The organism is Flavobacterium sp. CSZ, from assembly GCF_015350725.1.
Lineage (GTDB): Bacteria > Bacteroidota > Bacteroidia > Flavobacteriales > Flavobacteriaceae > Flavobacterium.
On record NZ_JADKPQ010000019.1, the window covers coordinates 27,766 to 51,172 of the forward strand.

Annotated in this window: 21 protein-coding genes; 10 read left to right on the forward strand and 11 right to left on the reverse strand. The window is 31.7% G+C overall.

Translation table 11 applies throughout. From position 1 onward, the window contains the following. The first annotated feature begins 101 nt into the window (after nt 1–101). A complete protein-coding gene (locus IRZ78_RS19780) occupies nt 102–2,732 on the forward strand; it encodes a leucine-rich repeat domain-containing protein (RefSeq protein ID WP_194618162.1) in 2,631 nt (876 codons plus the stop codon). 130 nt (nt 2,733–2,862) lie between these two features. Next, complete coding sequence (locus tag IRZ78_RS19785) at nt 2,863–7,059, forward strand: T9SS type A sorting domain-containing protein (protein WP_194618163.1); 4,197 nt, start codon at nt 2,863–2,865, stop codon at nt 7,057–7,059. Between the two features lie 355 nt (nt 7,060–7,414). Here the strand turns inward: IRZ78_RS19785 and IRZ78_RS19790 are convergent, their stop codons facing one another. Continuing rightward, nucleotides 7,415–7,945 (reverse strand): biopolymer transporter ExbD, encoded by a 531-nt coding sequence (locus tag IRZ78_RS19790; protein WP_194618164.1) that lies wholly within the window; start codon nt 7,943–7,945, stop codon nt 7,415–7,417. A 22-nt stretch (nt 7,946–7,967) separates the two neighbouring features. Continuing rightward, nucleotides 7,968–8,501, reverse strand: a complete 534-nt coding sequence (locus IRZ78_RS19795) for a biopolymer transporter ExbD (RefSeq protein WP_194618165.1) — start codon at nt 8,499–8,501, stop codon at nt 7,968–7,970. Nucleotides 8,502–8,712: 211 nt separating this feature from the next. Here IRZ78_RS19795 and IRZ78_RS19800 point away from each other — a divergent pair, with 211 nt between their 5' ends. Continuing rightward, nucleotides 8,713–9,267 (forward strand): fasciclin domain-containing protein, encoded by a 555-nt coding sequence (locus IRZ78_RS19800; RefSeq protein WP_194618166.1) that lies wholly within the window; start codon nt 8,713–8,715, stop codon nt 9,265–9,267. Nucleotides 9,268–9,361: 94 nt separating this feature from the next. On the opposite strand, the gene IRZ78_RS19805 is transcribed toward IRZ78_RS19800, so the two are convergent. The 8 genes from IRZ78_RS19805 to IRZ78_RS19840 form a co-directional block, all read right to left on the reverse strand. Next, the gene (locus IRZ78_RS19805) at nt 9,362–10,207 is read right to left on the reverse strand and encodes a DMT family transporter (RefSeq protein ID WP_194618167.1); all 846 of its coding nucleotides are present in this window, start codon (nt 10,205–10,207) and stop codon (nt 9,362–9,364) included. Between the two features lie 111 nt (nt 10,208–10,318). Beyond that, on the reverse strand, nt 10,319–10,459 hold the full coding sequence (locus IRZ78_RS19810) for an SsrA-binding protein (protein ID WP_194618168.1): 141 nt from the start codon (nt 10,457–10,459) through the stop codon (nt 10,319–10,321). A 100-nt stretch (nt 10,460–10,559) separates the two neighbouring features. Continuing rightward, nucleotides 10,560–12,008, reverse strand: coding sequence for a serine hydrolase domain-containing protein (locus IRZ78_RS19815; protein ID WP_194618169.1), 1,449 nt, complete (start codon nt 12,006–12,008; stop codon nt 10,560–10,562). A 24-nt stretch (nt 12,009–12,032) separates the two neighbouring features. Further along, nucleotides 12,033–13,820 (reverse strand): M56 family metallopeptidase, encoded by a 1,788-nt coding sequence (locus tag IRZ78_RS19820; protein ID WP_194618170.1) that lies wholly within the window; start codon nt 13,818–13,820, stop codon nt 12,033–12,035. A 5-nt stretch (nt 13,821–13,825) separates the two neighbouring features. Further along, on the reverse strand, nt 13,826–14,194 hold the full coding sequence (locus IRZ78_RS19825) for a BlaI/MecI/CopY family transcriptional regulator (RefSeq protein WP_194618171.1): 369 nt from the start codon (nt 14,192–14,194) through the stop codon (nt 13,826–13,828). Between the two features lie 26 nt (nt 14,195–14,220). Next, nucleotides 14,221–15,816, reverse strand: a complete 1,596-nt coding sequence (locus IRZ78_RS19830; RefSeq protein ID WP_194618172.1) for a M56 family metallopeptidase — start codon at nt 15,814–15,816, stop codon at nt 14,221–14,223. 5 nt (nt 15,817–15,821) lie between these two features. After that, the gene (locus IRZ78_RS19835) at nt 15,822–16,190 is read right to left on the reverse strand and encodes a BlaI/MecI/CopY family transcriptional regulator (protein ID WP_194618173.1); all 369 of its coding nucleotides are present in this window, start codon (nt 16,188–16,190) and stop codon (nt 15,822–15,824) included. 147 nt (nt 16,191–16,337) lie between these two features. Continuing rightward, complete coding sequence (locus tag IRZ78_RS19840) at nt 16,338–17,555, reverse strand: MFS transporter (RefSeq protein ID WP_194618174.1); 1,218 nt, start codon at nt 17,553–17,555, stop codon at nt 16,338–16,340. Nucleotides 17,556–17,652: 97 nt separating this feature from the next. Here IRZ78_RS19840 and IRZ78_RS19845 point away from each other — a divergent pair, with 97 nt between their 5' ends. The 7 genes from IRZ78_RS19845 (at nt 17,653) to IRZ78_RS19875 (ending at nt 22,752) form a co-directional block, all read left to right on the forward strand. Beyond that, the gene (locus IRZ78_RS19845; protein WP_194618175.1) at nt 17,653–18,252 is read left to right on the forward strand and encodes a DUF1684 domain-containing protein; all 600 of its coding nucleotides are present in this window, start codon (nt 17,653–17,655) and stop codon (nt 18,250–18,252) included. Continuing rightward, on the forward strand, nt 18,252–18,908 hold the full coding sequence (locus IRZ78_RS19850) for a TatD family hydrolase (RefSeq protein WP_194618176.1): 657 nt from the start codon (nt 18,252–18,254) through the stop codon (nt 18,906–18,908). Before IRZ78_RS19845 ends, IRZ78_RS19850 begins: the two co-directional genes overlap by 1 nt. Nucleotides 18,909–19,050: 142 nt before the next feature. After that, entirely contained in the window at nt 19,051–19,767 is a 717-nt protein-coding gene (locus IRZ78_RS19855; protein WP_194618177.1) for a tRNA threonylcarbamoyladenosine dehydratase, read from the forward strand. A 159-nt stretch (nt 19,768–19,926) separates the two neighbouring features. Next, nucleotides 19,927–20,589, forward strand: coding sequence for an HAD family hydrolase (locus tag IRZ78_RS19860; RefSeq protein WP_194618178.1), 663 nt, complete (start codon nt 19,927–19,929; stop codon nt 20,587–20,589). A gap of 71 nt (nt 20,590–20,660) precedes the next feature. Next, the gene (locus IRZ78_RS19865; RefSeq protein WP_194618179.1) at nt 20,661–21,503 is read left to right on the forward strand and encodes a DUF2911 domain-containing protein; all 843 of its coding nucleotides are present in this window, start codon (nt 20,661–20,663) and stop codon (nt 21,501–21,503) included. A 308-nt stretch (nt 21,504–21,811) separates the two neighbouring features. Next, nucleotides 21,812–22,336: a TetR/AcrR family transcriptional regulator gene (locus tag IRZ78_RS19870; protein ID WP_194618180.1), complete on the forward strand. Its 525-nt coding sequence runs from the start codon at nt 21,812–21,814 to the stop codon at nt 22,334–22,336. A 2-nt stretch (nt 22,337–22,338) separates the two neighbouring features. After that, nucleotides 22,339–22,752 (forward strand): nuclear transport factor 2 family protein, encoded by a 414-nt coding sequence (locus tag IRZ78_RS19875; RefSeq protein WP_194618181.1) that lies wholly within the window; start codon nt 22,339–22,341, stop codon nt 22,750–22,752. 6 nt (nt 22,753–22,758) lie between these two features. Here the strand turns inward: IRZ78_RS19875 and IRZ78_RS19880 are convergent, their stop codons facing one another. Continuing rightward, nucleotides 22,759–23,388 carry an MCP four helix bundle domain-containing protein gene (locus IRZ78_RS19880; protein ID WP_194618182.1) on the reverse strand — a complete coding sequence of 210 codons (630 nt, stop codon included), beginning with the start codon at nt 23,386–23,388 and terminating at the stop codon, nt 22,759–22,761. Nucleotides 23,389–23,407 lie beyond the last annotated feature (19 nt).

Sequence of the window (23,407 nt, forward strand, 5' to 3'; positions counted from 1 at the left end):
GTGGGACTTTTTTTGCTTTATACTTTTGCTTTTAATATGTTTTAACAAAAAAAGTTGTGTTATAATCATAAAAAGTTATTTTTGTTCGAAAATACCCCTTTATGAAAAAAATCTACTCTTTGGTTTTGTTTTTATATTTTTTTAATGGTTTGAATGCGCAGGTTATTAATTTTCCTGACGCTAATTTTAAAGCTAAGTTGCTGGCTGCAAATTCTAATAATACAATTGCATCGACACAAACACCGCTTTATATTACTGTTAATGGTATTTGGTCAGTTTCATCTTATCAGCCAATAGACACCAATAATAATGGTGAAATCGAAGTTAGCGAAGCACTAGCTATAAAAAGATTAGATGTAAGCGGTACATCAATTAGTGATTTAAGTGGTATTGAGAATTTTACAAATCTTATTTATTTGAGTTGTGGCGTTAGCAAATTAACAGACTTAAATGTTTCGGCTTTAGTTAATTTAAAGGGTTTAAATTGCAGATCTAGTCAATTATTAAGTATTAACATTTCGGGTTTAACTAATTTGCAAGAATTACACTGTAATGATAATCAGTTGACAAGTTTGAATGTTTTGAATTTGACTAATTTAAGAACTTTATATTGTCCAAATAATAAATTATCTAGTTTAGATACTTCAGGCTTAAATAATTTAAGAGAAATCTATTGTAACAATAATCTACTGTCAAGTTTGAATGTTTTGAATTTAGTTAAATTAGAACGTTTGGATTGTTATTCTAATTTACTATCAAATTTAGATGTGACTGGTTGTGTCAATTTACTTAAATTAAGCTGCTTTTTTAATAAATTATCTAATTTAAGTGTCTTAGAATGTAACAATTTGCAAGAAATTAAATGTGATTATAATAAACTATCAAGTTTAAATGTTTCCAATTTAATTAGGTTGCAAGGTTTGTTTTGTACAAATAATGAATTAATAAATTTAAATACCACACGTTGCACAAATTTGACAAACTTACATTGTTATCAAAATCAACTGGCTGAATTGGATCTTTCAGGTTTAACTGCTTTGACAGATTTAAGGTGTTTTAATAATAATTTATCGAGTTTAAATATTTCGAATTTAACTAATTTAGAATTTTTATCTTGTGAATACAATAAATTAACAAGTTTGAACCTTTCAGCTTTATCTAAGATGCAGGGTTTAAGTTGTCAAAATAATGAACTAAAAAGTTTATTCATTAAAAGTAATAATTTAAGATGGCCTACTTTAGATTTTCAAAACAATGATAATTTAGTATACGTTTGCGCAGACGAAGAAGATCTGGCCTTAGTGCAGAGTAAAATTGATCAATATGGTTATTCAGCTACTTGTAACGTAAATTCTTATTGTACTTTTGTTCCAGGAGGTACCTTTTATGTTATTCAGGGTAATACTCGTTTGGATATGAACAAAAATGGTTGTGACGCTTTGGACATTGTTTATCCATATCTAAACTTTAAAATTGCAAACGGTATAACAAATGGAAATTTTATTGCAAATGCCTCAGGAAATTATTCTATTCCGGTTCAGGCAGGAAATCATAATATAACTCCAATTTTAGAAAAACCTACCTATTTTAATATTTCTCCCACAGCGGCTACACTAACTTTTCCAGCTAAAACAAGTTCAGTTGCTCAAAATTTTTGCATAACAGCAAATGGTAATCATCCGGATCTAGAAATTGTTTTACTTCCCTTAGAACCGGCAAGACCTGGTTTTGATGCAATGTATAAAATTGTTTATAAAAACAAAGGAAATATTGAACTATCAGGTTCTATTAATCTGAAATTTGATGATAATATTTTAGATTACATTTCTTCAAACACATCATTAGCAAGTAAAAAAGCTGATAATATAGAATGGAATTTTAGTAATTTAAAACCTTTCGAAAGTAAAGAAATTTTATTTACTATAAGTGTAAACAAACCAACAGAAACTCCTGCGGTAAATGCAGGGGACATTTTAAAATTCACAACAACGGTTACATCTCAGGATAGAGATGAAACTCCTTTAGATAATACTTTTGCTTTAAATCAAATTGTAGTAGCTTCTCACGATCCAAACGATAAAACGTGTCTTGAAGGTGATGTAATTACCCCCAATTTAATTGGCGAATATGTTCATTATATGATTCGTTTTGAAAACACAGGAACCTATAAGGCTCAGAATATAGTAGTAAAAGATATGATCGATTTATCTAAATTTGATCTATCAACATTAATTCCAACAAGTTCAAGCCATTCATTTGCAACTAAAATTTCAGAAGAAAACAAAGTAGAATTCATTTTTGAAAACATCAATCTTCCTTTCGATGACGATAGTAATGACGGTTATGTCGCTTTTAAAATTAAAACAAAACCAACCTTAAAAGTAGGTGATTCATTTACTAATGATGCTAATATTTATTTTGATTATAATTTCCCAATCTTAACCAATAAAGCAACTTCTACATTTAAAACATTAGGAACTCAAGATTTTGAATTTTCAAATTATTTTACTTTTTATCCAAACCCTGCACATGATATTTTGAATATTGGGACTAAGCAGGATATAGAAATACAATCCTTTGCAATTTATGATATTTTGGGGCAACTGGTAATTGCGGTTCCAAATGCAAGAACAGTTTCTAATATTGATGTTTCAAAGCTTAGAACCGGCAGTTACTTTATAAAAGTAAAGTCGGATAAAGGAAGTTCAGATATGAAATTTATTAAGAACTAACAATTTAATTCTAAACAGAAAGTCCCAAATAGCGGGGCTTTTTTGATTTATATTTTTAGTTTTAAGATATTTTAACAAATAAAGTTGTGTTATTATCTTAAAAAGTTATTTTTGTGTAAAATTTCCTTATATGAAAAAAATCTACTTTTTAGCTTTGGCGTTATGTTTCTTTACTGGTTTGAATGCGCAGGTTATTACTTTTAACGACATTCGCTTTCAAGATCTGTTGCTTAGCTCATCTGAAAGCGGAGGCCCTGCAAAAGATATCAACGGAAATTATATTAGGGTGGATACAAACAATAATAATTTGATTGAAGAATCTGAAGTACTGCCAATTGCTTACTTAAAAATGGATTCGCGCTATCTTACTAATCTTACTCAGATCTCAAAATTTATAAATCTAGTTGAGCTTGACGTGACTTCAAACGGATTGACCGCTTTGAATTTGACCGGTTTAAATAATCTTAAAATAGTTAAATGTGCCCGTAACCAAATAAAAACCTTGAATGTGACCGGACTAACCAAAATTGAGGTTTTAGATTGTAGTTATAATGCAATTCCAACTTTGGACTTTAAGGATTTCACGGCTCTGAAAAATTTAGATTGCAGCAACAGTTCAGTGGTAGCGTTAGACCTGACAAATTGTACTGCTATAAAAAATCTTATAATTAATAATAACAGTATCAGTGTTTTAAATGTTTCCGGTTTTAAAAATCTTGAAGTACTGAATTTAGGTAGTAATTCCGTTAAAACTTTAGATACATCAAATTTAACAGCTTTAAACACCCTAACTTTTTACGGTAATCCGCTAACAAGTTTAAATACCGCAAATTGTACTGCTTTAAAATTTATCAGTGTAGCGGACCACAAAATTAGTGACGCAAATATATCGGGCTGTACCGCCCTAGAGACGCTAGATGTGAGATATTGCAGTATTGATAAACTGACCGTCGAAAATTGTACAGCTCTTACTGCTATAAGCGGGTTTGATTCTATGGGCTATGTAACAAATTTGAATCTTACAAATTGTAAAAACCTTACGGCAATTATCATGGTTAATTTTGGAGTTAAAAATCTTAATCTATTGAATTGTAGTGCTCTTACAACTTTAGAATGTACTAAAATTAACGTAGAAACAATTAATTTATCAGGCTGTTCAAGTTTAAAAACTTTAGTAGCCGATAACAATATGTTGCAACAATTAGATTTGTCTGACTGTGTTAATCTTGAAAAATTAGTCGCCAAATCTAATAAGCTTACGGTTTTAAAAGTTGCAGGAAGCAAGCTTAAAGAGCTTTCCTGTTCTAATAATTTATTAACCGATTTAAATCTATCAGGCCAAAGTCAACTTGTAAGCTTAAGTTGTTACGAAAATAAACTGGCAAATATTAATATTACAGGATTAACCAGTTTAAAAACGTTTATTTGCTATAGGAATCTTTTAACCAACTTAAATGTGTCGCAACTTTCAGAACTACAAGAGTTTGACTGTAGCTTTAATAACCTTGTCAGCTTAAATACAAGCAAATTGGTTAAATTAAATAAGTTTTCATTTACAAATGGAAACTATGTCTTAGCAGATTTAAACGTTTCGGGTTGTATTTTATTAGAACAATTGATAATCGCAAATCCAATTGTAGTAGGTGATTTTAGTGGTTGTACAGGATTGAAATCCTTCACACTTACAAATATTACCAATACAGGTTTTGGTAAACTTTCTAACTTAAATTTATCCGATTGTACCAGCTTGGTAATTGCCGAGATTAAATCAAGAGTTATTGGAAATTTGGATGTTTCAAATTGTAGTGCCTTAAATGATTTAAATGTAAGCTGGGGCGCTGTTGACAAGCTTAGTTATACTAATACAACGAAGGCAACCAATCTCTATTTTTATTATATTACTTTTCCAATTGATTTGGATTTAAGAGGATTTGACACCGTATCTTCTATTGTTTTTGATAATTGTACCGCTCCAAATATTAATATTTCTAACCTTGCCAATTTATCTAAAGTTTACGGACTTAGCAGATTAGAAAATGTTAACGCTTCAGGATGTCCAAAATTAGCCTTTTATACTATAGACACTAAAAATTTAAATTTGAGTGGTTGTAAAAGTTTGAAAACTTTATACTTTGATAATAATTCTCATATCGAAACATTAGATATCACAGGCTGCAGCAGTATCAATGATATACAAGTAAGTTATAAAGGATTTAAGTCTTTCCAATTTGCAGGCTGTGATATGTTGACCAAAATTGCATTGTACAATACTTTGCTAACCAATTTACCTATTACAAACTTGCCAAGTCTTGAGAACCTGGGAGTTTCAGATTCTAAAACATTAACTACTGTTACATTTTCTAATGTACCTAAACTTAAATCAGTTAGCATATATGACACAGGGGTTACTTCACTGGACCTTAAAGAAGTAAAAAGTTTGGAAACATTTTATGGAGCACGAAATCAATTGACAAATTTAGACATACAAGGACTTAGCAATATAATTGATTTAAGTTGCGAAGGAAACAAGTTAACCACTTTGGACACTAAAACATTAAAAAACATCAAAAAATTAAATTTTCAAGAAAATCAGATAAGTGAAATTAATTTAATTGATTTTAAGAATTTAACCACACTTACCTGCAGTGATAATAAATTGACAGAATTGAATTTAACAGGTTGCGGCAACATTAATTATCTAGTTTGCTTAAGAAATGAATTCACTACTTTAGATTTAAGATCCTTAACAAAACTGACAACTTTTAGTTGTGTTGAGAATAGTAAGTTAACTTCTATTTTTTTAAACAATCTGGATCGCGATGTACATATTGATTTTTCGTTACATTACAATCCAAATTTACAGTATATCTGTGTTGATGAGTCTAGAATTGCAGCTTTTCAAAAAGAAGTATATAGATTAGGATATTACACCTGTAATGTAAATTCATATTGCAGTTTTACTCCCAACGGAGCTTTTACTATGCTGCAAGGAAACACACGATTAGATGCAAACAATAATGGTTGCGAGGTGTCTGATATACCGGTTTCAAGTATAAAGTTCAAAATAAAAAGTAATTTGACCGAAGGTACGGTTATTTCAGACGCAACAGGATCGTATTCTTTTCCAATTCAAACAGGAAATTATGAAGTAAGCCCGATATTAGAAAATCCGGAATATTTTAATATTTCGCCTACAACTTTAATCGTAGCAACACCTGCAGAAACAACACCTTTGTTTCAGGATTTTTGTCTTACTGCTACAAATACGGAGAAAAAAGATTTAGAAGTTCAATTACTTCCTTTAAATAATGCCAGACCAGGATTTGATTCAAAATACAAACTAATTTATAAAAATAAAGGAAATGTAACGCAATCAGGCACTGTTAGCTTTAAATTCGACGATTCTATTTTAGATTATATATCTTCAAATATTGCTTTTTCAAAGCAATCTGTTGGTAATATTGAATGGAATTTTACCAACTTAAAGCCTTTTGAAAGTAGAGAAATAACCATTGTTTTAAACACAAATACTCCAACAGAGACTCCTGCTGTAAACAATGGTGATATTTTAAAATTTAGCGCTGCTGTCGCATCGCAGAATGTAGATGAAATGCCTTTAGATAATGCACTCAATTTAAATCAGACTGTTGTAGGTTCTTACGATCCAAACGATAAAACTTGTTTAGAGGGTTCAGTTATAACGCCAGTTTTAATAGGCGAGTATGTTCATTATATGATTCGTTTTGAAAATACCGGAAGCTACAAAGCACAAAATATTGTAGTAAAAGATATGATTGATTTAACAAAGTTTGATATTTCTACTTTAATACCAACAAGTTCTAGCCATTCTTTTGTGACTAAAATTTCAGAAGGAAATAAAGTAGAATTTATTTTCGAAAACATCAATCTTCCTTTTGATGATGCTAGTAATGACGGTTATGTTGCTTTTAAAATTAAAACAAAACCAACATTAAAAGTTGGAGATTCTTTTACAAATGATGCCAATATTTATTTTGATTATAATTTCCCTATTTTAACCAATAAAGCAACCTCTACTTTTAAAACATTAGCGACTCAGGATTTTGAATTCTCTAATTATTTTACTTTATATCCAAATCCTGCAAATGATATTTTAAATATTAACGCTAAGCAGGATATAGAAATACAATCGTTTGCAATTTATGATACTTTAGGGCAATTGGTAATCGCGATTCCAAATGCAAAAACAGTCTCTAATATCGATGTTTCGCAGCTTAGAACAGGTAATTATTTTATAAAAGTAAAGTCGGATAAAGGAAGTTCAAATATGAAATTTATCAAGAAATAACAGTTCATTTAGAACAAAAAGTCCCACAGCAATGCGGGACTTTTTTTTATGCATTTTTGTTTTTGATTTTCTTTATGAAATAGTACGCGGATGACACAGATCCGCAAGCGAAAATGCGAATAAAAACGGATTTTTGATTTTGTAGGTACAAGAAAAAGAGCCACTTTATGTTACAATGCAAAGTTATAAATTCAAGCAAATTTGAAATCTTTGACGAGTTGGAGTTTGGAGTTTTAATATTGAAGTTTTTTTAGGAGCTATATCCTGCTTTCCGGTCCAATCTTTTTATTTTTTAAAGGAAAAAATAAAAAGGATTTCCACTTCAATAAGGGCTAGGGCAGTCGTGTTCAAAAGATTATCTTGTAGCTAATAATTTTTCCTCTTCAGAAGTAAATTCATTTAGAATACTGTAATTATGAATGTTTAGTATCTTCATTTCATTTAAAATATTAACTAGATTCCCATAATTAGATTTTTGGCTTGGTTTAATAATTACAATTAATCCATTTTTAGGCTTCCCTAAGTTTTTAGAATATTCAAGCACAATTTTACTTTTACTAATTAATTCTTTACGAATTCCGTTTTTGCTATAATTGACTTTTTTTGGGGTTTCAATTGGGAAATTTATTAGTCCTGAATAAGTTACTATTTCGTCATTTTCGTCTAGTAATATTGTCAATATACGGTTTTCGTCTATATGTCTACAGCCAAAATATTCGCCGCAATCATCACAACCCGACATTCCATATTCTAAAACTTTAGGTTTTGCCAATTCAATTGTCACCATAAAAAAGATGATCAATAAAAAAGAAACACTCACCATTGCAGTTAAATCGACTCTTGTGCTTAACTTTTTACTTCTTACTTTTTTAGGTAGAGTTTGCATAGATTTTATAGAATTAAGTAAATTATTTAGCCGCTAATAAATTTGATTCTTCAGGTGTAAAATCATTTACAATAGTGTAAGTGTCAATTTTTGCAATTGCCATTTCATCAAGAATATCGACTAAATTTTTATAATTAGATTCTTTGCTTGGTTTGATAATAACAGTAATTCCTCTTCCGGGTTTTCCTAATTGAGCCGAATATTCAAGCATGTTTTTATTTCTTAATAAAAGTTCTTTTCTAATACCATCTTTACCATAGCTAATTTCTTTGACCGGAGCCATCGGATTTTCCATAAATCCCATGTAGGATATTAATTTATTATTACTTCCTAATAATAAAATAACAGTTCTTTCGCCACCACCACAACTGATCCATCTACCGTTACCGCAAGTCCAATCATTATCAGGCAAACTTAAATCAACCGCTTTTGGTTTAGATAACTCAATTGTCACCATAAAAAAGATGATCAATAAAAAAGAAACACTCACCATTGGGGTTAAATCGACTCTTGTACTTAACTTTTTACTTCTGATTTTTTTAGGTAGATTTTCCATAAATGATAAATTGATTTACTAAAGTTAACAATAAAATTAACATATTGATAAACCTGAATTTAAAAATAATCAAAAATAATTTTAGGTATTAAAAGCTTGTTTTACAGCCTTTTTTGAAGATGTTTCAATGTTTTTAAAACTTTTTTGAAGATTTAATAAAACCAAAACAATTATTACCGCGTAAATGAGCTTATAACTTAAAATATTAATTATGAAAACTAGAAAATTTTTAGCCGTAGCAATCTTAGCATTAGGATTTGGATTTACATCATTTGCGCAAAAAACTGTAATGGTTGGTGGAGCTGCAATGTACCCAAACAAAAATATTATTGAAAATGCCGTAAACTCAAAAGACCACACTACACTTGTAGCTGCTGTAAAAGCTGCTGATTTAGTAGAAACATTACAAAGTAAAGGACCATTCACCGTTTTTGCCCCAACAAATGCTGCGTTTGACAAATTGCCAGCAGGAACTGTAGCAACATTATTGAAACCTGAAAACAAAAAAATGCTGCAAACGATCTTGACCTATCATGTTGTTGCAGGAAAAATGAATGCTTCTGATATTGCTAAAGCAATAAAAGCAGGAAAAGGAAAAGCAACTCTTAAAACGGTTAGCGGTGGAATTCTTACTGCATGGATGAAAGGAAAAGATTTATACATCACTGACCAAAGCGGAAACAATTCTAAAGTTACCATTGCAGATGTGAATCAATCTAATGGTGTAATTCATGTTGTAGATACTGTATTATTGCCTAAAAAATAATAGCTGTTTTATAAAAAAAAAGCAATAATTAAAAATTCCAAATCCCAACTTTTAAATTGGAATTTGGAATTTTAATTATTAGAAGTTTTGTAGCTTATCTTTTAGCGGTTAATGTTGATCCGGCCGAAGCAATAACAACGCAAAATACAGCCACAATTTCATAAATATTAAGCTTTTCCTGCAAGAATATAAAAGCGCAGATAGAAGCTGCCGCTGGTTCTAAGCTCATTAAAATACTAAAAGTTCGTGGTGGAAGCTGTCCTAAAGCTTTCATCTCAAGTGTAAACGGAATTGCGCTTGACAAAAGCGCCAACGCTATACCCATGCCAAAAAGCTTTGGAGTAAGATGCGACAGTCCGTTTTCGTAAATACCAAAAGGGAGGATTAAAATTGCCGCAAATAACATTCCGGTTGATACAGCCTGGCCACCATTCATAATTTGAGAAATCTTTCCACCCAAAACTATATAGGTAGCCCATAATGCACCAGCCAAAAGCGCAAAGAAAACTCCTAAAAGATCGATACCTTCATTTGTCCAGGGAGCGATTAAAGCGATTCCGATAGCTGCTAATATCACCCAGCAATAATCTACCAGTCGTTTTGAGCCAATTATAGCCAACAGTAAAGGTCCTACAAATTCTAGCGTAACGGCCAGTCCTATAGAGATTCTTTCTATTGCTAAATAAAAAATTAAATTCATTGCACCCAAACATAAACCATAGGGAACGACTATTTTCCATTGTTTTGGCGTGATTGCTTTTAGATTGGGTCTGTAAGCCAATAGTAAAATTACAGCCGATAACCCAATTCGGATAGAGGCGGTTCCGGCAGCTCCAATTGTGGGAAATAAACTTTTGGCAATTGCAGCTCCGCATTGTACGCTTACAATCGCTAAAAGCACAGCGTAAATAGGAGGGATATTAAAATCTTTGTTTTTCATTAGAAATAATTGATGCGATAAGAAATGTATTTACGAAGTAATAATTTCTATCTCAAGAGGTATTGTTGAAATTAACCTCAACTCTTTAATATAAGGATGGGGATATTTTGATTATTGCAATGCGCGTTTTGTAACAAAAGCACGATAACCAATAATAGCCATTTGCCATTTTTTTGCTTTCGAAATGTCTAAACCTTGTTTGGTAAAGCTAGGTAAAAGAACTTTATTGATTTTGGCTAAAATTTTATACATGGCATTTTAATTTTTGCAAAGATATAAAAAAAGACTTTGCGGTTGGGCAAAGTCTTTTTTATGAATATTTTACGCAATAAAAGATGATTATTTCCAGCTTTTATGATTTCTTCTGTAAAAGTTTGTCAATCTTCTCCAGCATTAGTTTTGCATTAGCATTATCAGGTCTTAGTTCTAATGCCTTTTTATAATTTTCTTTTGAAATTTCGAACTGATTGTTTCTAAAATAACCATCAGCCAGACTATCATATGCATTTCCGGATTTTGGATTTTCTATTGTATTTAATTCTAAAACTTTAATGCCGTCATTTATTCTTCCGTGATCGATTAAGGTATAACCAATAAGATTTAATCGGTACTGAAAATCCCAATCAGGATGGCTTTTTTTTGTATCTAAATAATTTTTCTTTGCTTCTTCGATATTTAATTTTAGAAAGTTCTGATTGATTTTTTCACCGGTAAGGTAGTAGTCATCTGTTAATTTTTTATCTACAATTGCCGCGACATGGTTTATTACCTGACTCTGCACATACAACGAAGAATATCTATGTCCGTTTGCTAAAAATATAATTGTTAATTTATTATCAGGAAATTTTCTAAATGCCGTTTCATTTCCTCCCGTAAAGCCATAAGAAAGAATTTTATTTACAGGAACAATTTCCCAGCCGTAAGCAAAGCGATCTGTATTGTTGGCAAATGCAAAAGGCTTCCACATCGAATATTTAGTTTCTTTATTAAGGTAAACATCTTTATCCAGATTTTCGTTCCAGCGTATAAAGTTCTGTAAAGTAATGTTTAAGCCATTGGCAGAATGTGCATCAAACCCAAAATTTGAAATGCTTTTTGTATAATTCTTTGTTTTAATATCATAATTATAGCGAGGAGCACTATTAGGAAAATTTTCTCCAAAATTAGATGAAAAATAAACCCCTGATTGTATTGCAGGAAACTGATTTTGCAAAATATAATCTTCAAGAGTTAAACAGGTAATTTTCTCTATAATTTTGGTTAGAAATAAATAATTGGTCTGATTATAACTGTATTCATTTCCAGTAACAAATTCCATTGGTTTTTTAGATAAAATCGCCAATTTTTCTTCAAAAGGCAATGTAATCTTTATGTCCTCAAACATGATAATATTAGGTAATCCGGAAGAATGGGACAACAAATTCTTGACCTGTATCTTTTGCCATTCATTGGGCAGATTGTCTAGGTATTTAGAAATAGGATCTTCTAATGATAATTTTCCCTTTTCGATAAGCTGAAACACGCCAACATTAGTAATAAGTTTAGTTGTAGAGAAGAGTTTAAAAGCAGTGTTTTTATCCACTGCTTTATTTTCTTCCAGAGAGGCTTTCCCAAAATATTTCTCATAAATAACTTTGCCGTCTTTTATAACGCCCAATGCTACTCCGGGGATTTTATTTATTTGTATTACTTCTTTAATGTAATTGTCAATTTTTTGTTCGATTAATTGATCTTCATTTTTTTGACTAAATGACCAATTAAAAACCAATAGGAGAGAGGCTAGTAAAAATGAGTTTTTCATGTATGATTTGGGATATTTCCTGAATTAAGATTTTTTGCTTTGTGTTTCAATTCTTTTGAAATCTTTTTCATGTTCTTTCATACTTTTCTCATACACTTTCATGTCTTTTTCAAATTGCTCCATCTTTTTTTCAAATTCGGCTCCAAATTGCTTTTCGATAATGGCGCTATATTTATCCATTTCTACTTCAAATTTTCCCATTGCAACTTCGAACTTTTCCATTTCTTTATCATACCCAAGTTCGCGTTTTGCTATAATTTGGTCTACTTGCTTTTCATAAGCAGCCATTTGTGGCTCAATAAGGCTCATTTTTTTATCAAATTCCTCCATCTTTTTTTCGAAATTTTTCATTGCAACTTTATCCTCAGGATTTTTTGGCGCTACCGGAGGTTTTGGCATTTTTGACATATTAGGCGGCGGAGGAAGATATAATTCCTTTGGCAATACAGGTGCTACCGGAGCTATAGGTGCTGGTGGTAATGATGCTGTTGACGGAGGTGTAGGCGGAACTGGTGGAGCAATGATACCCTGGCTATTATATTCTCTTACTTCTGCAACGTAATTTTCATCAGTCATTGCGCTGTCACTATCCCCATCCGCAAATAAATTGATTTTTTTAGAACCATTATCTTCCGTAATAATTACAATACCACAATTTTTAATCGCTTTATCTCCTTCAACCTGAAAAGTTTGTACTTCTCCTGTTCCTTTTTTAATATCGACTTTAATAGCTGTCAATTCGTTAGCCGAATTTCTTTTCACATCAGATATTACAACATCAACATTATGGTTTTGTTTTACTTTTTGAACTATTTCTTTTAATTCCTGATCTGTTGTTGATTTTTTAATATTGTAAACATCTGTTTGACTTTCTTTCCCGGCAACTTCTTTTAGTTCTTTTCGTTCTTTTTCCTGTGCTATTATATTAATTTGAAATAAAAACACAAAAGCTACAAGCGCAGGAATTATAGCATAATACTTCCAGTAATTTCGCTTTTTTGATTGATTTTTGTTTAACATGACAATTCGTTTTTTGATTAATGATTGATAAAAATGATTGGTAATGGCAACACAACTTTCGTGTGTTGTAATTTTTAAAAGCGTGTATTGGTACGCTTTCTTGTCGGATATTTTTTTGGCAGCTTCGCTATCTGCAATAAATTCAAGATTTTGCAGAATAGCTTTTTTGTACAGCCAAATTATTGGATTGAACCAAAACAGCACACAAAATACGCGCGAAATCAAGACGTCTATAGTATGATTCTGATCACTATGTACTTTTTCGTGTTCAATAATATTTTCTAATTCTGATGCTGTATACATTGATGAGTTGTATACGATATAATCAAAATAAGAAAACGGAGCAATGTTTTCGTTAATATCTACAAATTTAAAATCAGCTTGTTGTTGTACTTTTTTACCTTTTAGAACAGAATTTAAGCTGTAAAAATCAAGGACAAACTTTATGACCAGGGCAAGAAAACCAAGTATGTAAATAGCTAGCAGAACATAATTCCAATTAATTTCAAAAGACTCATTTTCAATAGTATGAATTGGAATCTGAGAAAAATTTAAATTTGAAACGCCATAAGTTTTTTGATCTAAAGCCAAAACTTCAACAGCAGCAGGTTCAACCCAAACAATCTTGTTGTATACTGCAAACGGTAAAATTATCGAGGTGATCAAACCTGCCAGTAAAAACCATCTGCTGCTGGTAAAAAAGGTTTCTTTGCGCAATAAAAAATAATAAGCGCAATAAAACAGTACTAGTAATCCGCTGGATTTTGCGATAAAGGTGAAAAGTGCTTCCATAACGATTATTTTACTTCTTGTGGAGTTTCAATCATAGCTAAGATCTCACGTAATTCTGCAGCCGAAATTTTCTCTTCTTTAGCAAAAAATGAAACCATATTTTTATATGAACTATTAAAATAGTTGTCAATGGCAGTATTCATATACTTTTTGCTATAAGCTTCCAGTGTAATTACTGGATGATACTGATGCGTGTTTCCAAAAGCATTGTGCCCTACAAAACCTTTTTCTTCAAGATTGCGTACAATTGTCGAAAGCGTGTTGTAATGCGGCTGGTCTTCCGTAATCTCTGCCTGTATCTCTTTTACGAATGCTTTTTTAAGCTTCCATAAAATGTGCATGATTTCTTCTTCTTTATTGGTTAACTTTTGCATGATTATTAGATTTTACGCAACAGAAACTATTCTTTTTTAGTTTCTATTACAATTACTCCGTTTTTACCTTCTTCACCATATTTTTTTGAAGCTTCAGGACCTTTAAAAACACTCATAGATTTAATATTAAGCTCCTGAAGTTCTTCTGTACTTTTATTTGTAGTAATTACAACGCCATCTACAATTACTAAAGGCTCTCCTTTTTGTGTATTATCTCCACCTGAAGATACTGTTATAACAGTTCCGTTTTTAACGTTACTATCTATATTATAGCTATAAGAAGTAGCTGCATCTGTACTTACAGTATTTGTACTAGCACCTGAACTAGTATTTTTATCATTAATATGATTAGTTTTAGCATTTTTATCAGAATTAGTATTGCCGTTGGTATTTTGTTTTATTGTTATTGTTTTACTGGTTCTTTGATCTTTATTTGTTTCATCACCAGTTTGAAAACCTACCTGTTTCTTTCCGTCTTTATCGGTTGTAACAATTATTCCGAAATCTTTAATAGGTTTAGTTCCTCCCGTTTGGATAGATTGTGATATCTGGTCGCCATTTTTGATATCAATTTTAAGCGAAGTCAGATCACTTTCGGCATTTCTTTTTATGTCAGAGACTTCAAAAACAATATTGTGATTTGATTTTAATTTCTCTTTTATATCTTTTAATTCTGCGTCTGTACTATTCTTTTTAATTTTATACACATCCACAGACTTAATTTCTCCCGAAAGATCTTTTATAATCTGTTGTTTTTCTTTTGCAATTACTTCAACCTGAAATAAAAGTACAAAAGCCACAAGTGCCGGAAGTATCACATAGAACTTCCAGGAATTTCTCTTTTTTGATTGTTTTTTGTTTAACATAATGATTCGTTTTTTGATTAATGATTGATAAAAATGATTGGTAATGGCAACACAATTTTCGTGTGTTGTTATTTTTAAAAGCGTGTATTGATACGCTTTTTTGTCGGATATTTTTTGTGCGGCTTCATTATCTGCAATAAATTCAAGATTTTGCAGAATGGCTTTTTTGTACAGCCACATAATAGGGTTGAACCAAAACAAGACACAAAATATTCTTGATGCTAAAACATCTATGGTATGATTTTGCTCGCTGTGTACTTTTTCATGTTCCAAAATGCTTTCTAACTCTGAGGCGCTGTACAGTGATGAGTTATACACGATATAATCAAAGTAAGAGAAAGGGGCAATATTTTCGTTGATATCTACAAATTTAAAGTCAGCTTGTTGTTTTATCTTTTTGCCTTTTAGTACAGAATTTAAACTATAAAAATCAAACGCAAACTTTATTACTAAGGCCAGAAATCCTATAGTATAAACAGCTAATAAAGTTAAATTCCAATCGACCGTTAGAGATGTAGCCGCATTGACTTGTGGTGTATTAATTTGAAAATTATCAGACAAAAGCGGAGTAGGATCGACCCAAACAGTTTTTGTATAAACCAAAAAAGGCAGAACAATAGAAGTGACTAACCCAGCCAATAAAAACCATCTGTTACTGCTAAAAAAAGTTTCTTTGCGCAGTAAAAAATAGTAAGCACAATAAAACAATACAAGCAATCCGCTTGATTTTGCGATAAATATGAAAATTGCCTCCATAATAATTATTTTTCTTCTTTTGGATTTTCAATCATGGCTAAGATTTCACGTAATTCGGCTGCTGAAATTTTCTCTTCTTTAGCAAAAAATGAAACCATATTTTTATACGAACTATTAAAATAGTTGTCGATCGCAGTCTTCATATACTTTTTGCTATACGCTTCTAAAGTAACTATTGGATAATACTGGTGCGTATTTCCAAATGCATTATGACCCGCAAAACCTTTTTCTTCAAGATTGCGCACAATTGTAGAAAGTGTGTTGTAATGTGGTTGATCTTCAGTTATCTCTGCCTGTATTTCTTTTACGAATGCTTTTTTAAGTTTCCATAAAATTTGCATGATTTCCTCTTCCTTGTTGGTTAACTTTTGCATGTTTTCTAATTTTAATTCAAACCTACAACTATTTTTTTAGTTACACAACTATAAAAATAGTTATTTAACTAAAAAATACGTTTGGATAGAGTTGAGAGCATGAAAACGGGGGTAAAATCGCCAGATGAGTACCTGCAGAGAAAATATTCAGAGAACTTTCTCTTTGTGCAATGCCTTCTTAATCCATAAACAACAAAGCGTTGCAATAACTCCAATACAAGCCATGAAGAACCAATTGATTTGATAACCTAATCGGGAGATGATTTCAAATCCAACTTTAGAGCTAATAATATGCGCCAAACTAAAACTCATAGTATATAATGCCATATAACGGCCTTCCTGACCACGTGGAGCACGACTCAGTGCGAAAGCATTCGAAAACGGAAAAGTCAAAATTTCTCCAATCGAAATACAAATCATACTAATAACAAGAATTCCTGCCCAAACATTTATCAATAATAAAAAGAAACTCAGCGACATTATAAATGATCCAAGAATAATAATCCTGATTTTAGGAAATCCTTTTCTTTCCATAAAACCAACCGTTGGCATTTCAAGAGCAAAGATCAGCAATCCGTTTAAGGTCATTAATAATCCGGTTTGAAATTCGCTTAAACCAAATTTCTCATTATGGTATAAAGGTAAAGTGGTAAAAAGCTGGAAGAAAATCATAGCCGTTACAAAACTCACAAACAAGAAGACCCAAAAGATTTTATCATGAAAAACCGATTTTATTTCGGCAGCACTTTCGGTTTTATCTTCATGAACCACTTTTTTCTTTTCCTTAACCAATAAAGCAAAAATAGAAATCGAAATAATACATGAAGCCCCATCAACCCAGAACAAACCTGAATATCCAATTCCCATAATAATCAAACCACCTAAAGCAGGACCGGCAGCAAAACCTAAATTTACCGCAAGACGCACTAAAGTCAAAGCTCTTGTTCTGTTTTCAGGTTTGGCATAAGCACCAAGCGAAACAAACATTGCCGGACGAAACATATCTGCAATGGTCATTAAGACAAACATGGCAATGCACAATGTCCAGAAAGTTGTAACATATTGTATAAAGAAAAGTGAAACCCCACTGGTAAATAAACTAAAAATCATGATGCGGTAAAAACCAATTTTATCAGATAATTTTCCGCCCAACCACGATCCTAACATCGATCCTAAACCAAAAGCCACCATAATCCAACCCACTTGATTATAAGTAAATTGAAGATCTTCTTTTAAATATTTGGATAAAAAGGGAAGAACCATCGTTCCGGCACGATTGATAAAAGTGACAATTGTAAGTATCCAAATTTCTCTTGAGAATCCTTTAAAATTATTGATGTAGTGACTAAAAGCGGTCTTGAGCATTATAAATAAGTTATTTGCAACAAAGTTACAAAACTTTGTAGGGATCACAGGTTGCTGCTTTGTTACTTTTAAACTATTTTTGCTCAAAATTTCAAAGATGAAAAATGTTATTGCTTTCTTAGTATTACTGATGATGAATTTTTGTTTTGGACAAAATAAATTCGATCAAAAAGAAGCTGAAAAATTTCACAAGACCATTAATAGTGAATATGCTGATCCTAAAACAAGTCCGTTGATGGAAGAAGATTTAAAGACTTTTAAAACTTTAGATTTTTATCCTATAAACAGTAAATATTTTGTGAACGCGAAATTCGAAAAAGCACAAAATGAAAAAGTTTTCGAAATGAAAACTACAGGAACCAGAACACCAAAGTACATTAAATATGGAACTTTATATTTTACTATAGATGGCGTTGCACTTAAGCTGAATGTATATAGAAATATAGAACTTTCGAAAACTAAAGAATATAAAGATCATTTGTTTCTGCCTTTTTCAGATTTAACTTCCGGAAAAGAAAGTTATATAGGAGGAAGATATATCGACCTGAAAATCCCGAAAGGAAATACAATTGCTGTTGATTTTAATCAGGCTTATAATCCGTATTGTGCTTATAATCATAAATATTCTTGTCCGCTTGTTCCTCTAGAAAATGATTTGAATGTCGAAATAAAAGCTGGCGTTAAAACATTTCATTAATGGAATTCTTTAATTTTCATACTCATCAGTTTACGAATCAACCGAATATATTGGAGTTGGTCAATCAATATCCAAATGAATTTGATGACTCGATTCCGTTTTATTCTATAGGCATTCACCCGTGGTATATTAAGGAAGATCAAATTGATGGAGACCTCAGAATTATTGAGGAAAAACTACAGACACAAAATTGCCTGGCCATTGGCGAATGTGGTTTAGACAAACGAATTGAAATTCCGTTGGAACAGCAAATTATAGTTTTTGAAAAACAACTGGCTTTGGCCGAACAATATAAAAAGCCGGTGGTAATACATTGTGTTGCCGCTTTTCAGGAAGTGATTGGCATTAAAAAGAAAATGAAAATTTCAGTGCCAATGATTATTCATGGTTTTTCTAAAAATAGTCAAATCGCCAATCAGTTAATTACGGCAGGGTTTTATCTTTCATTTGGGAAATATTTATTAAAAAATCCGGATTTAAAAACGGTATTTCAGAATACCCCAAACGATCGTTTTTTTCTTGAAACAGATACAGTTGAAGAAAGTATTAAGCAAGTTTATGATCTGGCATCAGAATATAAAAATATAACAATTAATGAATTACAAGAGGTTATCTCAAGTAATTTTGCAGCTGTGTTTGTGAAGGGGAAAGTATAGGAAAGAGAATGGAATATAGAGAATAGAATATAGAGAAAGATAATAGAGAAAGAAGCAAGATTAATGATTGGGCTTTTAAAAGCCGGGGAATTAAACTTGGAACAAATTATTAAAACAAATAAAAAATAACAAAAGAAGATATATGGCAGAGTGGACAGAAAGAGCCGAGCTTTTATTTACAAAAGAGGGATTACAAAATTTACAAAACTCCAATGTTTTGGTAGTGGGTTTAGGCGGAGTTGGATCATTTGCGGCTGAGTTTTTGGCAAGAGCGGGAGTAGGAAGTATGACAATTGTAGACGGAGATGTAGTCGATATTACAAACATCAACAGACAATTACCAGCTTTGCATTCAACTGTTGGTCAGCCTAAAATTACAATCGTAGGAGATCGTTTAATGGATATTAATCCTGAATTGAAACTTACCCGCGTGCAGGAGTTTTTATCTCCGGAAAGAGCGTTTGAGATCGTATCTCCAGAGTTTGATTATGTATTGGATTGTATAGACAGTATTACGCCAAAATTAAACCTTATTATTGCATCGAAACGCAAAAGGGTTAAAATCATTAGCAGTATGGGCGCCGGTGGAAAAATGTTAGCTTCTAAAGTAAAAGTTACTGATATTTCTAAAACCATTAACTGCTATTTTTCTAAAGCCATCAGAAAACGCCTGAAAGCAGAAAAAATAAACAAACTAAAAGTGGTTTTCTCCTCTGAAATTCAAGACGAAAAAAGCTTAAAATTAACCGACGGAAAAAACTTTAAAAAGTCATTCTACGGAACCAACAGCTATATGCCGGGTTTATTTGGTCTATATGTAGCCGAAACCGTGATCAGGCATTTGCTTAAGAAAGAGTAAAAATTTGTTTTAAAAATGCTTCAGGTTTCACGTTTCAAGTTCAGCAACGAAGTAAACTTTGTCAAAGTTTAAAACTTTGACAAAGTTATCGTAAGCAGAGAAACCTGAAACAACAAAACTTTGAACCTTTGTTGCTCACAACCTTTGAACCTAAAAAAAATGATAAAAACAGTAATTTTTGATATGGATGGTGTAATTGTAGACACTGAACCCGTTCATCGTTATGCCTACTACAAACAATTCTCAGAATTAAATATTACAGTAACCGAGGAAATGTACACTTCGTTTACCGGATTTTCGACTAGAAATACGTTTCAGACGCTAAAAGGATTTTTTCCAACTATTGAGCACGAAGTTGAAGATTTAATCCAAAGAAAAAGAAGTATATTTAATGATGCTTTTGATACCAAAGAAGATTTGTATCTTTTAGAAGGTGTAGAAGATCTTATTAAAGATTTATATACCAGCGGAAAACAGTTGATTCTGGCTTCATCGGCTTCAAAAGTTACGATTGATCGTGTTTTTACGAGATTCAATCTGCATCAGTATTTTACGGATATTGTTAGCGGGGAAGATTTTCCTCAATCAAAACCAAATCCGGCAATATTTATTCATGCGGCTTCGTTGTCAAAAGCACCAAAAGAAGAATGTATTATTATTGAAGACAGCACAAATGGTGTAAAAGCAGCAAAAGCGGCCGGAATCTACTGTGTGGGATACAACAGCCATCATTCTAAACTGCAGGATTTATCAGATGCAGATAGTATTATCAATGATTTCAGCGAATTAAATGCTCAAAAAATATCACAGTTAAAATGCTGAATTATAGAAAATTTAACATTTGTTCGGTAATTGAATTTGTAAATTTGAACAAAACAAAATAAACTCAAACAATGAAAAAAATACTTATTGCATTAGCCATAATTTTGGCTCCTTTTGCTACAGAGGCGCAAATAAAAACACCACAAGCGAGCCCTAAAGGGTATATCAAACAAACAGTTGGATTAACTGATGTTGAAGTTACCTACTCAAGGCCGGGCGCGAGAGGCAGAGCGGTTTTCGGGAATTTAGTTCCGTTTGGTAAATTATGGAGAACCGGAGCTAACGAAAATACAATCATTAATTTTAGTGATGATGTAGTGATCGATGGTAAAACATTGAAAAAAGGAAAATATGCAATTTATACCATTCCTAAAATCGAAAGCTGGGAAGTGATTTTTTATCTTTCTACAGACAACTGGGGATTACCTGAAAACTGGAACGATGCTTATGTGGCTTTAAGAACTACTGTAAAAGAAGATGCTTTACCAACTCCACTTGAGACATTTACGATTGGTATTAATGGTTTAGATCCAAACTTCGGATATCTTGATATGGCTTGGGAAAACTCTCATGTAGCTTTAAAATTCGAAGTTCCAACAGCTAAAATCGCTACAGCAAGTATCGAAAAAGCGCTAAACGGACCATCAGCTAATGATTATTTTGCTGCTGCAACTTATTTGTTTCAATCAAACGGAAACATCGAGACAGCAAGAACTTATATCGATAAATCATTAGATATGAGTGCTGAAAAACCATATTTTATCTTAAGATTAAAATCACAAATCCAGGCAAAACAAGGAGACAAAAAAGGTGCGGTTGAAACTGCAAAAGCTTCTCTTGCCGCTGCTGAAGCTGCAAACAACCAGGATTACGTAAAATTAAATAAAGATAGTATCACAGAGTGGAGCAGATAATATTTTTTTTGAATTATTAAATTCCAACTGGTAGATTTTAAATAAAATTCCAAATTCCAATTAAATATTGGAATTTGGAATTTTTGTTTTTATTGAATTTCATTTTTTTGTCATCTCGACGTAAGTAGAGATCAAACTCGAAACTCGACAAAGATTTGCGATTTACTATGCAGAATTCATAGTGTGATTTCTCCTTACGTCGAGATGACAAGTTTGTGTTATGAAATATAAAAAAAAAATAAACAGACAGACTTGTCTGTTTGTAGAAAATAATTATTTACATTTGCATATCTTAGAACGATTATCAAATGTTACCAAAAGAAAGAATTTTAGATACAGTCTCAGTTTTATTCCACAAGCAGGGATATAATGCTACGGGTATTAATCAGATTATAGAAGCAGCCAAAGTAGCGAAAGCGAGTTTTTATCAGCACTTTAAATCAAAAGAAGATTTGTGCGTGGCTTTTTTAAATGAGCGTCATTCTTTTTGGTTCAATGCATTAGAAAACTTCACTTTGACCCAAAAAGATACGAAATCAAAAGTTCTGGCTTCTTTTGACTTTTTGATAGATATGAATCAGAAAGAGAATTTTAGAGGCTGTAGTTTTCTTAATATTCTATCTGAAATCCCTTCAGATAATGTAAAGATTCTCAACGTAATTCAAAGCCATAAAACAGATTTACGTCACTATTTTAAAGCTATTTTAGGAGATAATCTTATCGCAGATCATACTTATTTACTTTTTGAAAGCTGTATTATCGAAAGCCAGTTATTCAAATCGAATCAATTGATAGAACAATCAAAAAAAATCATTCAAACCCTAATTTCATAAAAATGGAACAAAAACTACCGTTGCCACCTTTCACATATGAAACAGCAATACAAAAAATCCAGTTGGCCGAAGACGCCTGGAACAGTCAGGATCCCGAAAGAGTTTCGAAAGCGTATACAATAGACAGCGAATGGAGAAACAGAGACCAATTTGTAAACGGGAGGGAAGAAATAGTAGTTTTTCTAACTAAAAAATGGCAAAAAGAACAAAACTATAAACTAAAAAAAGAATATTGGGCACATAGTGAAAACCGAATAGCTGTTCGATTTGAATATGAATATCAAAATCTTCAGGGAGACTGGTTCAGAGCGTACGGAAATGAAAATTGGGAATTTGATGCAAATGGTCTTATGCAAAAAAGGTTCGCCAGTATAAACGATCTTGCGATTAAGGAAGAAGACAGAAAGCTGAAATAAAATTAGTTAGTTCATACTTGGCGGTTCAGGAATTTTAATGCTGCGCTTGATTTTCTTTACAATTAAAAGATAAAAAGTGATGCCGCCTAAAATAATTAGCAAAGCAATTTGCAGCTGCCCAAGGCTATTGTTTTTACTATACATAGCATTCGCACTGGCCAATTTAGCCTTTCCTTCCTGAATCTGAATATTCGATAATGATTCTAAAGTCAATAATGCATCATGGCTCAGACTTGCAATTTTACTCCAATTTTTGCTTGCAACCTGCTTGTTTATTTCTTTACATGAAATCAAGAAGGTATCAAAATACTGTTTTTCTTTATTCGTCAAAACGGTTTTCGCATACAAATCATCAATATTATGAATCACGTCTAAGGTATGAATGATCTCATTTTTTTTAGTATTATCGCTTAAATCAAGCTTTTCCGCCTCGGCTTTTATAAAATGAAGTTCTTTAGAATACTGAAAAATATAATGCGCCACCACCAATCGGTCGTTATAAATCGCATTAATATTCTCGTTTACATTTTTTGAATTTTGCAGTGTATTAAAATTTCCCAACAAAATGATCAGCATCACAATAAGTAAAATAAAAGCAGCCTTTGTTTTATTGCTATATTTTTTTAAATCCTTCATGATGATGCGTTTTAAATTG